This window comes from Nonomuraea terrae (assembly GCF_044465245.1).
Taxonomy (GTDB): Bacteria; Actinomycetota; Actinomycetes; order Streptosporangiales; family Streptosporangiaceae; genus Nonomuraea; species Nonomuraea terrae.
This window is the reverse complement of sequence record NZ_JBITLL010000003.1, coordinates 1,043,074-1,055,907: the sequence shown is the minus strand read 5'-3', so window position 1 is coordinate 1,055,907 and position 12,834 is coordinate 1,043,074. Positions and strand designations below refer to the sequence as shown.

The window sequence follows — 12,834 nt, the reverse complement described above, 5'->3', positions numbered from 1 at the left end:
ACCGCCAAACCTCGCAAAACGGTATAAATCGGACGCCCGCATGACACGCGGAAGCCACAAATCATGCGTATGGTTAGCTTTTGACTACTCAAAGTTTTTCTTGGTACAGGGCGTTAGTTCCCGGACAACACGGGCAGAGGTGGCGGCCCAGGCTTTCCCCGGCCGTGGCCGTACCCCCCGTGACGGCCACGGCGACGCCCCGGCAGGCCCGGTCCGGGGCGAGGGCGGTCGCGCGGGCGTGTGTCGGCGAGCGCCGCCCCCGCGGCCGCCTCCCCTCTCTGAGTGTCGTCCGCATAGTGGACAGAACGAGACGCAGGGCGTGGACTCCGTAGACTGTGAGGGTGATTTCCCGTATTGACATGCGCGGTTCCCTGCCTGCGGATCTGCGCGACGTGCTGCCCCGCGCCGAGCTCGACGTCGAGGCCGCCCTGGAGAAGGTGCGGCCCATCTGCGACGACGTACGCCATCGCGGGGCGGCGGCCGTACGGGAGCTGACCGCCAGGTTCGACGGCGTCGAGATCGCCTCCGCCCGCGTCCCCGCCGAGGCCCTGCGCCGGGCGCTGGCCGAGCTCGACCCGAAGGTGCGGGCCGCGCTGGAGGAGTCGATCAGGCGCGCCCGGCTGGTCCACCGCGACCAGCGCCGCACCGACGTCACCACGCAGGTCGTGCCCGGCGGCACGGTCACCGAGCGGTGGGTGCCGGTCGACCGCGTCGGCCTCTACGTCCCGGGCGGGCGCGCGGTCTACCCGTCCAGCGTCGTGATGAACGTCGTCCCGGCCCAGGAGGCCGGCGTCGGCTCGCTGGCCGTGACCAGCCCGGCCCAGAAGGAGTTCGGCGGCCTGCCGCACCCGACGATCCTGGCCGCGTGCGCGCTGCTCGGCGTCGACGAGGTCTACTCCGTCGGCGGCGCGCAGGCCGTCGCCATGTTCGCCTACGGCACCGAGGAGTGCCCCGCGGCCACCATGGTGACCGGCCCCGGCAACATCTGGGTGGCGGCGGCCAAGCGGCTGCTCAAGGGGCAGATCGGCATCGACTCCGAGGCCGGCCCGACCGAGATCGCCATCCTGGCCGACGAGACGGCCGACCCGGTGCACGTCGCCGCCGACCTGATCAGCCAGGCCGAGCACGACACGATCGCCGCCGCCGTGCTGGTGACCACCAGCCCCGAGCTGGCCGACGCGGTCGAGAAGGAGCTGCCCGGCCAGGTCTCGGCCACCCGCCACTCCGAGCGCATCACCGAGGCGCTGAGCGGCCGGCAGTCCGGCATCGTGCTGGTCAGCTCGATCGACGACGGCCTCAAGGTCGTCGACGCCTACGCCGCCGAGCACCTCGAGATCCACACCGCCGACGCGGCGGCCGTGGCGGCGCGGGTGCGCAACGCGGGCGCCATCTTCGTCGGTGCGTACGCGCCGGTCTCGCTCGGCGACTACCTCGCCGGCTCCAACCACGTGCTGCCCACGGGCGGGTGCGCCTGCCACTCCAGCGGCCTTTCCGTGCAGTCGTTCCTGCGCGGCATCCACGTGGTCGACTACTCGCGCGAGGCGCTCGCGCAGGCGGCCGCCCACGTGTCGGTCCTGGCCGACGCGGAAGACCTGCCCGCGCACGGCGCCGCGATCCGCGCCCGATTCGACTGGCGAGTGCCCACGGAGGGCTCGTGAACCTCGACGACCTGCCCATCCGCGACGACCTGCGGGGCAAGACCCCCTACGGCGCGCCCCAGATCGACGTCCCGGTACGCCTCAACACCAACGAAAACCCCTACCCGCCCTCGCCCGAGCTGGTCGCCGACCTGGCGGCCGAGGTCGGGGCGCGGGCGGGCGAGCTCAACCGCTACCCCGACCGCGACGCCGTCGCGTTGCGCGCCGAGCTGGCCGGCTACCTCGGCCACGGCCTGACCACCGAGCGGGTGTGGGCGGCCAACGGCTCCAACGAGGTGCTCCAGCAGATCCTGCAGGCGTTCGGCGGCCACGGCCGCAGCGCCCTGGGGTTCGAGCCGTCGTACTCGATGCACCCGATCATCACCTCCGGCACCAGCACCGAGTGGATCAACGCGAGCCGGGAGGAGGACTTCTCCCTCGACCCCGGCAAGGCGACCGCGGCGATCGAGGAGCACCGCCCCGACATCGTCTTCCTCACCTCGCCCAACAACCCGACGGGCACGGCGCTGCCGCTGGAGACGATCGAGGCGGTCGTGGCCGCGGCGCCCGGCATGGTCGTGGTCGACGAGGCCTACTTCGAGTTCGCCCGGGCCGGCACGCCGTCGGCGCTGACGCTGCTGCCCGCCCACCCGCGGCTCATCGTCACCCGTACGATGTCCAAGGCGTTCGCCATGGCCGGCACCCGGCTGGGCTACCTGGCCGCCCACCCGGCGGTGGTGCAGGCGCTGCTGCTCGTGCGGCTGCCGTACCACCTGTCGACGATCACGCAGACGGCGGCGCGGGTGGCGCTGCGCCACCGCGAGGAGCTGCTCGGCACGGTCGGCGAGCTGCGGCGCGAGCGCGACGCCACGGTCGCCTGGCTGCGGTCCAAGGGTCTGGAAGTGGCCGACTCCGACGCCAACTTCGTGCTGTTCGGGCGCTTCCCCGACCGGCGCGCGGTGTGGGAGTCGATGCTGGAGCGCGGCGTGCTCATCCGCGAGGTGGGCCCGCCCGAATGGCTGCGGGTGTCGATCGGCACCGGTGAGGAGATGGCGGCCTTCCGCGCCGCCCTGGAAGGAGTCCTGTGAGTCGCGTAGGCCGCGTCGAGCGCGTCACGAAGGAGACCTCGGTCCTGGTCGAGGTCGGTCTCGACGGCACCGGCCGGGTCGAGGTGTCCACCGGGGTCGGCTTCTACGACCACATGCTGGCCCAGCTCGGCAAGCACGGATTGTTCGACCTGACCGTCAAGACCGAGGGCGACCTGCACATCGACTCCCACCACACGATCGAGGACACCGCGATCGCCCTCGGTGCGGCGTTCCGCGAGGCGCTGGGCGACAAGTCGGGCATCAGGCGGTTCGGCAATGCGTCGTGCCCGCTCGACGAGTCGCTCGCCCAGGTCACCGTCGACCTGTCCGGCCGCCCCTACCTCGTGCACCACGAGCCCGAGGGCATGGCGCCGATGATCGGCCCCGACTACGACACGACGATGACCCGCCACATCCTCGAGTCGTTCGTCGCCCAGGCCGCGATCTGCCTGCACGTCCACGTCCCGTACGGCCGCAACGCCCACCACATCGTGGAGGCGCAGTTCAAGGCGCTGGCGCGGGCGCTGCGCGAGGCGTCCGAGCTCGACCCGCGCGCCACCGGCGTGCCGAGCACCAAGGGCGTCCTGTGACCGACAACCTCCTCGCCGGAGTGATGGTCTTCATCGGGCTGTTCCTCGCGGGGGGCGTGTTCTCCTTGATCAAACAGGGCATCAAGATCGGTGCCGCCGTCTGCGCGCTCGGCGCGGTGATGGCGGTCACGGCTGGGCTCCTGTGGTGGTGACGAAGAGAAGGGCGGTGAATGACCGATGAAACGCGTGGTGGTGCTCGACTACGGCTCGGGCAACCTGCGCTCGGCCGAGCGCGCCCTGGCCAGGACCGGCGCCGACGTGACCGTGACATCCGACTTCGAGGCGGCGCTCGAGTGCGACGGGCTCGTCGTGCCGGGCGTGGGCGCGTTCGAGGCGTGCATGAAGGGGCTCAAGGCCGTCCGCGGCGAGCAGATCATCGGCCGCCGCCTGTCCGGTGGCCGCCCGGTGCTCGGCATCTGCGTCGGCATGCAGATCCTCTTCGCCCGGGGCGTCGAGCACGGCGTGGAGACCGAGGGCTGCGGCGAGTGGCCCGGCACGGTCGAGCGGCTCGACGCGCCCGTGCTGCCCCACATGGGGTGGAACACCGTCAGGGCGCCCGCGGGCAGTGTGCTCTTCGCCGGCCTCGACGCGAGCACCCGCTTCTACTTCGTGCACTCCTACGGCGTGCGCGAGTGGGAGCTGCGCACCGGCGAAGGCTTCGCGGAGCCGCTGGTCACGTGGGCCGAGCACGGCGTGCCGTTCGTGGCCGCCGTGGAGAACGGCCCTCTGGCGGCCACCCAGTTCCACCCCGAGAAGTCCGGTGACGCCGGCGCCACGCTGTTGAAGAACTGGGTGTCGTCGTTGTGAGCGCTGGGCGCGTGGACACACGCGCCCGCCGGGCCGGCCTGAGGGAGGATCGGTGAGCAAGGAGCGTGCGCGCAGGCGCGCCGAGCGCGAGGCCGAGCGGGCGCGCGCGATGCGGGCGAACGAGGAGCGGCAGGCCCGTCTGGCGCGCCGCCGTTCCCTGCTCGCCCGCCTGACGCCGCGGCCCGTGCGCTACGTCCGCCAGCGCGGCCTGCTCGCCCGTCGCCAGCGCGCCCAGAACGCGGTCGTGGCGCTGGGCTTCGTGCTCGTGCAGGTGCTCGTCTGGCTGGTCTGGGGCTCCCTGCCGGTGAGCCTGGCCGTCCTGGTCTTCTCCCTGCTGCTCGCACCCGTTGTGGTGACTCTCGCTTTCGACCGGAGGACCTGATGTCACTCGTGTTGTTGCCCGCCGTCGACGTGGCCGACGGCCAGGCCGTACGCCTGGTGCAAGGGGAGGCCGGCACCGAGACCGGCTACGGCGAACCGCTGGCCGCGGCGCTCGCCTGGCAGCAGGCCGGGGCCGAGTGGATCCACCTGGTCGACCTCGACGCCGCCTTCGGCCGGGGGAGCAACCGGGAGCTGATCGCCGAGGTGATCGGGAAGCTCGACGTCCAGGTCGAGCTGTCCGGCGGCATCCGCGACGACGCGTCGCTGGCCGCCGCGCTGGCCACCGGCTGCCGCCGGGTCAACATCGGCACCGCGGCGCTGGTGAACCCCGAGTGGTGCCGCAAGATCATCGCCGAGCACGGCGACAGGATCGCGGTGGGGCTCGACGTGCGCGGCACCACGCTGGCCGCGCGCGGCTGGACGGAGGACGCCGGCGACCTGTGGGAGGTCCTCGACCGGCTGGAGTCCGACGGGTGCCCCCGCTACGTCGTCACCGACGTGACCAAGGACGGCATGATGCAGGGCCCCAACCTCGACCTGTACCGCCGCATCTGCGCCCGTACCGACAAGCCCGTGGTGGCCAGCGGAGGCGTCTCCAGCCTCGATGACCTGGTCGCACTCGCTTCGCTGGTGCCCGACGGAGTGGAGGGTGCCATCGTGGGCAGGGCGCTCTACGCTCACGCGTTCACATTGGAAGACGCGCTTGCCGCGGTACGCGCGTAGTCCCGGGCCGGGAGGGGCGAGATGAGCTTGAGTGGGGTCGGTATGGAGAGCACCGGCTACCGGGTGTTCTCCGGCGGCGTCTGGGAGGAGAAGTACGGTTACGCCCGCGCGGTCGTCGTGGGCGGCCGGGTGATCGTGTCCGGGTGCACGGCCACGGTCGACGGAGAGGTGCGCCACATCGGCGACGCCTACCGGCAGAGCCTGACCGCCATCGAGATCGCGCTGGAGGCGGTCATGATGGGCGGCCTGACGCGCGAGGACGTCGTCATGGTCCGCTACTACGTGGTGGAACACCGCGACTTCGACCCGGTCGGGCGCGCCATCCACGACATCTTCCACAAGGTACGCCCGGCCTGCACCGGAGTGCGGGTGGCCGGGCTGGTCGACCCGCGCATGCTGGTCGAGATCGAAATCGAGGCACTGCGAGCATGACCGTAGCGGTAAGAGTCATTCCCTGTCTCGACGTGGACGCCGGGCGGGTCGTCAAGGGCGTCAACTTCGAGAACCTGCGCGACGCGGGCGACCCCGTCGAGCTGGCCAGGCGCTACGACGAGGAGGGCGCCGACGAGCTGACCTTCCTCGACATCACGGCGTCCTCGGGCGAGCGCGAGACCATGCTCGACGTGGTGCGCAGGACGGCCGAGCAGGTGTTCATCCCGCTCACGGTCGGCGGCGGCGTCCGCTCGGTCGACGACGTCGACCGGCTGCTGCGCGCGGGCGCCGACAAGGTGTCGCTGAACACCGCGGCCATCGCGCGGCCGGAGCTGCTCACCGAGGCGTCCAAGCGGTTCGGCGCGCAGTGCGTCGTGCTGTCGGTGGACGCCCGGCGGGCGCCGGGCACCCCGAGCGGGTTCGAGGTGACCACCCACGGTGGCCGGCGCGGCACCGGGATCGACGCGGTGGAGTGGGCCGCCAGAGGCGAGGAGCTGGGCGTGGGCGAGATCCTGCTCAACTCCATGGACGGCGACGGCACGCTCGACGGCTACGACCTGGAGATGCTGCGCGCGGTCCGGGCGGTCGTCCGGGTGCCGGTGATCGCCAGCGGCGGCGCGGGCCGGCTGGAGCACTTCCCGCCGGCCGTGGCCGCGGGCGCCGACGCCGTCCTCGCGGCCAGCGTGTTCCACTTCGGCACGCTGAAGATCTCCGAGGTCAAGGAGACGCTGCGGATGGCGGGGCAGCCGGTTCGCTGAGTGACCAGGGAAGCCTCCGGCAGAGGCTTCTCTGTTCACGCTTGGGCCGAGAGCCTGTTGATGCGGAACTGCTCCTGCACGTACCCCGGGTAGGACGGGACGCGTGGCGCGCTCACGGTCTCCAGCTCGCGCAGGTCCTCCTCCGTCAGCCGGACGTCGAGGGCGCTCAGGTTGTCGTCCAGCTGGTCGGGACGCCTGGCGCCGAGGATGACGCTGGTGACGCCTTCCTGCGCGAGGACCCACGCCAGCGCGGCCGAGGCCGTGCTCGTCCGGTGGCGCTCGGCGACTTGGCGCAGGCAGTCGATGATGTCGTACGCCTGCTCCCGATCGACCGGCGGAGACTGGAAGCGGGCCCGGCGAGCGGACTCGTCGGTGTTGCCCGTACGGTCGAACTTCCCTGACAGCAGGCCGCCCGCCAGCGGGCTGTAGACCAGGTGACCCAGCTTCTGGTCGCGGGCCATGGGCAGGATCTCGGCCTCGACGTCACGGGTGGACAGCGAGTAGTACGACTGCATGGAGACGAGCCTGGGCAGGCCGCCCCGGTCGGCGGCGCCCAGCGCCTTCATGGCCTGCCAGCCGGTCAGGTTGGAGGCGCCCACGTAGCGGATCTTGCCCTGCCGAACGGCGTCGTCGAGGGCGCCGAGGGTCTCCTCGATCGGGGTGAGCGGGTCGAAATTGTGCATCTGGTACAGGTCGATGTAGTCGGTGCCGAGCCTGCGCAGACTGCCCTCGATCGACCGCATGACGTGCAGGCGGGACAGGCCGAGCGCGTTCGGGCCGTTGCCCACGCGCATGGCCAGCTTGGTCGCGATCAGGACGTCCTGGCGCCGGGAGCCCAGCAGGGCGCCGAGGATCTCCTCGCTCTCACCGTCCCCGTACGCGTCGGCGGCGTCGAAGAGATTGACCCCCGCGTCCAGCGAGCGGTCGACGAGGACGCGGGCCTGGTCGAGGCCGAGCCCGCCGATGGCGCTCCAGAGCGGGTGCGTGTTTCCGCCGAACGTCATGGTGCCCAGGGAAACCGCGGACACCCATACTCCGGTGCTTCCCAACTGTCGGTATTCCACCAGTACTCCTTGTTGCTGCTGCCGGCGGGCGCGACCAGGACGCCGCGCCTTCCCCGGTGCGCGGTGACGGCCACCGCGATTCACCTGGAATCGTACATGGTGTCCGTACAGTGTGTTCGGCCGGTTGGCCGGCGGGAGAACCCTAGGATTGGTCCATGCCTTCGATCACCAGGAGCCGCAGTGGCGGAGACCGTCGCGCCGCTCTGGACGCGCGGGTGCTCGCCGCGGTGGAGCGGCTGTTGTCCGAAGGCATGAAATACACCGAGATCAGCGTGGCCCGGATCCTTGAGGAGGCCGGCATCGCGCGCTCGACGTTCTACGTGCACTTCCGCGACAAGACGGACATCCTTGCCCGCCTCGCGGGGACCCTGCGGCAGGACCTGCTGGAGATCGCCGGCCGCTGGGAGCCCGGCGACGGCGTCGAAGGGCTCGCCGCGATGTTCGCCGAGTCCATCGCGTTCCATCGCCAGCACTCCGCGGTGCTGCTCGCGATCACCGAGGCGGCCGCGTACGACAGCGGGATCCGCGACTTCTACTCCTCCGACCTGGACGCCTTCGAGGCGAAGGTCAGGCAGGCGTTGATGTCGGAGCAGTCGGAGGGCCGGACGGTCGGCGGTGTCTCCGTGGAGGCGGCCTGCCGGGTGATCGTCTGGGGCGGAGAGTCGGCCATCGCCCATCACATCCAGATCGATGACGGCGGCGGCGACCTGACGTTCGCCCGCGAGCTCGCGGCCCTGTGGTGGTACGGCGCTTTCCGCCGCCCCGCGTCCTGACCGGCCGCGTTCAGAAGGCCCGCAGATGGTGGAAGAGCTCGAAGGGGACGTCGTTGGCGGCGAACGCGTCCGCCTCCGACCGCTTGACGGCCAGGTACGCCCTGCGCCGCAACGGCCCGAGCGCCTCCATGAGCACCTCGTCGGCCTCCAGCGCGTCCAGCGCCTCGTCCAGTGAGGCCGGCAGCCGCGGATAGCGGCCCGGCAGCGTGTCGGGGTCGACGTCCACCGGCTCGCCAGGGTCGAGCCCCCGCCGGATGCCGTCGAGGCCCGCGTGGATGACGGCGCCGAGCGACAGGTAGGGGTTGGCGGAGGAGTCGGACGTTTTGAGCTCCAGGTTCGGCTCGCCGCTCTCGCCCAGCGGGGAGCAGACGCGGATCGCGGCCTCGCGGTTGTCGGGGCCGTAGACGGCGTACGCGCCGGCCCAGGCGCGGGGGGAGAGGCGGCGGAAGCTGTTGACGCTGCCGCACGTCAGCGCGGTCAGCGCGGGCAGGTGGGCGATCAGGCCGCCGATGAAGCCGGCACGCGCCGCGCCGTCCTCGGCGAAGACGTTGTGCCGGTCACGCCAGAGCGACAGGTGCAGGTGGGCGCCGTTGCCGGCCTGGTCGGCCAGCGGTTTGGGGGCCAGCGAGGCCCACATCTGCATGCGCAGGGCCACACCGCGCACGGTCTCGCGGTAGATCACGTGATTGTCGGCGGCGCGCAGCGCGGGGGCGTGGCGCACCGACAGCTCCTGCTGGCCGGGCCCCAGCTCGGGGTGGTAGTGCTCGACCCGCAGGCCCTGGGTCTCCAGGGCGCGCACCAGCTTGATCGTGTAGTCGTGCACGGTGTCGAAGCCGGTGGCCGCGTAACACAGGGAGTCGTCGATCGGCACCAGCCGGTCGGGCCCGCCGGCCGGGTCGGGCAGCCGCCGGCCGAGGGTGAACTCCGGCTCGAACGCGGCGACCAGCGAGTAGCCCTCGCCGGCGAGCTCGTCGATCGCGTCCTTCAGGAACGTCCGCGGGCAGGCGCCCCACGGCGTGCCGTCCTGCTGCCGCAGGTCGGACAGCATCGCGGCCGCCCCAGGAGCGTAGGGCAGCGGGACGTACGTGGCGGGGTCGGGGACGATGCGCACCTCGCCCACCGGGCCCAGCTGCTCGACGTCCTGGAGCTGGTCGAGCAAGTTCATCGCCATCATGGCCACCGTGTGACCGATGCCCGTGCCGATCCGTTCGGCGAGCCGTGACCGGGACGCGGCCTTGCCGCGGATCACGCCGCCGTGGTCGGCGTACAGGAACCGGATCAGCTCGACGCCCTCGAGCTCGGCGCGCTCCAGGATGCGCCGTACGTCGGGATCGAGCTGATGGGACTTGGTGACGCTGGGGCGATCTCTCATCCTGTCTGCGTAACACGTTCCGGCACTGCGGGGAAGCACCGCACGCGGACAGGAACGTCGGTCAGTTCAGAACACTGGAGAAGAAGACGGCCAACCGATCCGCTCCCTGGAAGATTCCTGCGAACACGCCGTTGACCGCGTCGGCCGCTTCGGCCGGCCGGGTGAACAGATAGAAGATCACGAACGCGACGGCCACGTAGGTGAGCACCTTCTTGACCTGCATGGGGGGCCTCCTGCAGTCCATTCCCAGCCGTATATACCCGAATCTGGGCGATCCCTAGGCATCTTCTATGAAGATGTTCATGATCCTAACCGGGGGGCTTCTTTCGTAAGCCATGGTACGGGCTCGCGGTCACTGCGGAGCGCCTGTCCGGCCGGGATTTCCCGGCCGGCGCGGCCATGGCGCGAGGCGCACGAGGAGATAGATCGGCAGGGCGATCGGCGACAGCAGGATCGTCAGGACGAGCAACGGCGCCATGAGCAGGGGGTGGACGTTCCGCTCGCGGCTGTCGAGGTAGATCCACCGCCCCAGGAACAGGTCCCAGGCGATGATCTGCGCCCAGAGCGCGGCCAGTGCGCCCGGGTCGGAGGTGAGCGTTTCCAGACCTTCCAGTGACGGCCGCGACACCACCGGCCAGACCGCGCCGAGCCGCGGCACGAGCAGCGCCAGGGTGACGGCCACCGCCGGCAGCACGATCAGCGGCGAGCCGATGACACGGCGGGTGACCCGCCAGGTGGGCGCCAGGATCATCAGCGCCCAGAACGGCGCGGCGACGTAGAAACCGAGGTCGAACAGGAACGCGGTCACTGGGCGACCTCCCGCGTGCGGCGCAGTGCGGTGGCGGCCCCGCCGAGGGCGGCGACGACGAGCGCGCCCAGGGCGGCCAGCGTCAGGGCGTCGGGGCGGATCAGCGGCTGCCCGCGCAGCGCCTGCCAGAGCACGAGCAGGAACAGCCCGCCGTAGGCCAGGCCCGCGACCAGGACGAGACGGGCCCTGACCTCCTCGGCGCGCAGCACGGCCCACCGGGCCGACAGCGCGGCGAGCAGCATCGCGAACAGCGGCAGCAGCTGCAGGGCGTGCATCCCGACGAAGTGCGCGATGCGCAGGTCGCCGCCCTCGGTGCTCCATCCGACCAGCGGCAGGCCGGGGCCGCCGTCGGCGACGCCCACGGTGTGGGCTCCGGCGAAGTTCTCGGCCCAGGTCTGGCCGGGGACGCCGGTGACCATGAGGCCGCCGGAGGAGATGCCGAGCGTGGAGATGACCACCCCGAGCCGTACGGTCCAGGTGTTGACCAGGTCGGTCTGGCGTTCGGTGATCACCAGGATCGCGGCGACGAGGTTGGCGATCATGAGCAGGCCGATGGTCGCGCCCATGGCGATCCAGATCGCCCCGTCGAGCGGCGTCGACTCGTTGAAGTGACTGTGGCGGCCTCTGGCGGCCTGGAAGGCGATCAGCGCGACCTCGATGACGCCGGCCCCGACCAGGACCGTGCCCATCCACCAGCTCACCCGGCCGGCCCGGTGGCGCAGCGACAGCAGCCAGGCCCAGGTGAAGGAGTAGAGGGCGAAGGAGACCGCGAACTTCAGCGGCTTGACCCAGATCGGGAAGCCGTCGAGGGTGCGCGGGTCCAGGAGGACGAGCGCGAGGAAGACGACGCTCAGGGCGGTCATGGCCGCGGTGAAGAGCATGAGCGGGCGGTGCCAGCGCAGCATGGGGGGCCGCCTTTCCGACGATAGTGGATAGTGCTACTCACTACTATCTATAGCTAAGCTATCGACGTACGGCAAGAGAGGATGGGAAAACGTGCGGATGGCGGAGCTGAGCGAGACGACCGGAATCCCGGTGCCCACGATCAAGTACTACATGCGCGAGGGACTGGTGAGCCCGGGCCGCCCGACCGGCCGCAACCAGGCCGACTACGGCGAGCAGCACGTACGCCGGCTACGCCTCGTACGGGCCCTGGTCGAGTACGGCGGCCTGTCGATCGCCGTCATCCGCGACCTGATGGCGCAGATCGACAACCCGGACCTGGAGGACTTCAACCTGCTCGGAGCGGCGCAGAAGACGGTGACGCAGCAGCGGGAGGCTCGTCCGGGCCCGAGCAGGGACGAGGCCGAGCGGCGCCTGCGCGACCTGCTGGATCGGCGCGGCTGGCGGACCAGGACCGGCGACCCCGCCTACCGCACGGCCGTGGGCGTCCTGGCCACCCTCGACGAGGTGGGCTACCACGACATGATCGACGAGATGGACGCCTACGCCGACGCCGCCGAGAAGGCCGCCGAGGCCGACCTGCGTCTGCTCGGTCCCGACGTGAGCGACCGCGAGCGCGCGGTGGAGATCGTGGTCGTCGGCACCTCGGTGGGCGACACGCTGATCGCCGCGCTGCGCCGGCTGGCGCAGGCCTCCATCAGCGAGCGGATGTACACCCGCCCGCCGGCTTAGACGGCACGGGGCTCGGGCGGCGGGGACCTCTCAGACGCCGAGCGACGCCTCGCGCAGCCGGCCGATGTCGCCGGGGTCGCCGGTGAGGTCCACCCTGGCGTGCGACTGGCGGCCGAAGCAGAACATCAGCAGCTCGCCGGCCCTGCCCGTCACCTCGACCCGGGCGCCGCCACGGGGCCCGCCGAGCGTCACGCCACCGCCGAGCCGGTGCAGCACCACGCCGACGGGCGCCTTGCGCAGCATCAGGCGGGCGCCGGCCGCGACCCGCTTCCAGATGAGCAGGTCGAGGTCGGCGGGCAGCTGCCGGGGCTCCCACGACGGCTGGGCGCGGCGCACGTCCTCGTGATGGACGAACAGCTCCAGCGTGTTGACCGCCTCGTCGAGCGCCGGCAGCAGGCCGTACACTCCGCCGGGCCTGCGCGCGAGCCGGACCAGCTCGGGGTAGGGGTGGCCGGCTTTCATGCGCCGCTGCACGGAGGCGGTGTAGCCGGCCAGCGGTTTGAGCGCGATGCCGGGCATGGCGTCAGGTCTGCGCTCGCGTACGACGAGGTGGGCGACCAGGTCAGAGGTGGTCCATCCCGCGCACAGGGTGGGCGCGTCCGGGCCGAGCCGGTCGAGCAGGTCGCAGAGCGCGGTGCGTTCGCCACGAGCGTGAGTCACGTACTCAACCCTACCTGTGGGGAATAACAGGATGATCAGCCGTGATAGGGACATACGTAGAAATGTCAGATGAAAGGAAACGTACCGCGTGGCGACCAAGGTCACC

General features: G+C 71.3%; 17 protein-coding genes. 11 read left to right on the top strand and 6 right to left on the bottom strand.

The window, feature by feature from the left end:
- The first annotated feature begins 341 nt into the window (after positions 1-341).
- Genes hisD through hisF form a run of 9 tightly spaced genes read left to right on the top strand, consistent with a single transcriptional unit; the run spans position 342 to position 6,416 of the window.
- On the top strand, positions 342-1,658 hold the full coding sequence (gene hisD / locus ACIBP6_RS17360; protein ID WP_397053170.1) for a histidinol dehydrogenase: 1,317 nt from the start codon (positions 342-344) through the stop codon (positions 1,656-1,658).
- Positions 1,655-2,725, top strand: a complete 1,071-nt coding sequence (locus ACIBP6_RS17355) for a histidinol-phosphate transaminase (protein ID WP_397053168.1) — start codon at positions 1,655-1,657, stop codon at positions 2,723-2,725. The genes hisD and ACIBP6_RS17355 overlap by 4 nt, the downstream gene beginning before the upstream one ends.
- Positions 2,722-3,315 carry an imidazoleglycerol-phosphate dehydratase HisB gene (hisB, locus tag ACIBP6_RS17350; RefSeq protein ID WP_111183057.1) on the top strand — a complete coding sequence of 198 codons (594 nt, stop codon included), beginning with the start codon at positions 2,722-2,724 and terminating at the stop codon, positions 3,313-3,315. The genes ACIBP6_RS17355 and hisB overlap by 4 nt, the downstream gene beginning before the upstream one ends.
- Complete coding sequence (locus ACIBP6_RS17345; RefSeq protein ID WP_165970059.1) at positions 3,312-3,467, top strand: hypothetical protein; 156 nt, start codon at positions 3,312-3,314, stop codon at positions 3,465-3,467. Before hisB ends, ACIBP6_RS17345 begins: the two co-directional genes overlap by 4 nt.
- A 25-nt stretch (positions 3,468-3,492) precedes the next feature.
- Positions 3,493-4,122, top strand: a complete 630-nt coding sequence (gene hisH / locus ACIBP6_RS17340) for an imidazole glycerol phosphate synthase subunit HisH (RefSeq protein ID WP_397053165.1) — start codon at positions 3,493-3,495, stop codon at positions 4,120-4,122.
- Between the two features lie 52 nt (positions 4,123-4,174).
- A complete protein-coding gene (locus ACIBP6_RS17335; protein ID WP_132619658.1) occupies positions 4,175-4,504 on the top strand; it encodes a hypothetical protein in 330 nt (109 codons plus the stop codon).
- A complete protein-coding gene (gene priA, locus ACIBP6_RS17330; RefSeq protein ID WP_397053163.1) occupies positions 4,504-5,226 on the top strand; it encodes a bifunctional 1-(5-phosphoribosyl)-5-((5-phosphoribosylamino)methylideneamino)imidazole-4-carboxamide isomerase/phosphoribosylanthranilate isomerase PriA in 723 nt (240 codons plus the stop codon). The genes ACIBP6_RS17335 and priA overlap by 1 nt, the downstream gene beginning before the upstream one ends.
- A gap of 21 nt (positions 5,227-5,247) precedes the next feature.
- Positions 5,248-5,658 carry a Rid family hydrolase gene (locus ACIBP6_RS17325; RefSeq protein WP_397053161.1) on the top strand — a complete coding sequence of 137 codons (411 nt, stop codon included), beginning with the start codon at positions 5,248-5,250 and terminating at the stop codon, positions 5,656-5,658.
- Positions 5,655-6,416, top strand: coding sequence for an imidazole glycerol phosphate synthase subunit HisF (hisF, locus tag ACIBP6_RS17320; RefSeq protein ID WP_397053159.1), 762 nt, complete (start codon positions 5,655-5,657; stop codon positions 6,414-6,416). The genes ACIBP6_RS17325 and hisF overlap by 4 nt, the downstream gene beginning before the upstream one ends.
- 35 nt (positions 6,417-6,451) lie before the next feature.
- Here hisF and ACIBP6_RS17315 read toward each other — a convergent pair whose 3' ends face one another.
- Positions 6,452-7,444 carry an aldo/keto reductase gene (locus ACIBP6_RS17315; RefSeq protein WP_397053157.1) on the bottom strand — a complete coding sequence of 331 codons (993 nt, stop codon included), beginning with the start codon at positions 7,442-7,444 and terminating at the stop codon, positions 6,452-6,454.
- Positions 7,445-7,635: 191 nt separating this feature from the next.
- Here ACIBP6_RS17315 and ACIBP6_RS17310 point away from each other — a divergent pair, with 191 nt between their 5' ends.
- A complete protein-coding gene (locus ACIBP6_RS17310) occupies positions 7,636-8,253 on the top strand; it encodes a TetR/AcrR family transcriptional regulator (protein WP_397053155.1) in 618 nt (205 codons plus the stop codon).
- A 10-nt stretch (positions 8,254-8,263) separates the two neighbouring features.
- On the opposite strand, the gene ACIBP6_RS17305 is transcribed toward ACIBP6_RS17310, so the two are convergent.
- The 4 genes from ACIBP6_RS17305 to ACIBP6_RS17290 all read right to left on the bottom strand — a co-directional run bounded on the left by ACIBP6_RS17305 (position 8,264) and on the right by ACIBP6_RS17290 (position 11,338).
- Positions 8,264-9,625, bottom strand: a complete 1,362-nt coding sequence (locus tag ACIBP6_RS17305) for a glutamine synthetase family protein (protein ID WP_397053153.1) — start codon at positions 9,623-9,625, stop codon at positions 8,264-8,266.
- Between the two features lie 61 nt (positions 9,626-9,686).
- Positions 9,687-9,848 carry a cytochrome c family protein gene (locus ACIBP6_RS17300; protein WP_165970060.1) on the bottom strand — a complete coding sequence of 54 codons (162 nt, stop codon included), beginning with the start codon at positions 9,846-9,848 and terminating at the stop codon, positions 9,687-9,689.
- A gap of 129 nt (positions 9,849-9,977) precedes the next feature.
- Entirely contained in the window at positions 9,978-10,433 is a 456-nt protein-coding gene (locus tag ACIBP6_RS17295; protein WP_397053151.1) for an ABA4-like family protein, read from the bottom strand.
- Positions 10,430-11,338 (bottom strand): hypothetical protein, encoded by a 909-nt coding sequence (locus tag ACIBP6_RS17290; protein WP_397053149.1) that lies wholly within the window; start codon positions 11,336-11,338, stop codon positions 10,430-10,432. Before ACIBP6_RS17290 ends, ACIBP6_RS17295 begins: the two co-directional genes overlap by 4 nt.
- A gap of 97 nt (positions 11,339-11,435) precedes the next feature.
- Between ACIBP6_RS17290 and ACIBP6_RS17285 the strand changes: the two genes are divergently transcribed.
- Positions 11,436-12,068 carry a MerR family transcriptional regulator gene (locus tag ACIBP6_RS17285; RefSeq protein WP_246075465.1) on the top strand — a complete coding sequence of 211 codons (633 nt, stop codon included), beginning with the start codon at positions 11,436-11,438 and terminating at the stop codon, positions 12,066-12,068.
- A gap of 30 nt (positions 12,069-12,098) precedes the next feature.
- Here the strand turns inward: ACIBP6_RS17285 and ACIBP6_RS17280 are convergent, their stop codons facing one another.
- Positions 12,099-12,728, bottom strand: a complete 630-nt coding sequence (locus ACIBP6_RS17280; RefSeq protein ID WP_397053148.1) for a TIGR03085 family metal-binding protein — start codon at positions 12,726-12,728, stop codon at positions 12,099-12,101.
- Positions 12,729-12,834: the final 106 nt, after the last annotated feature.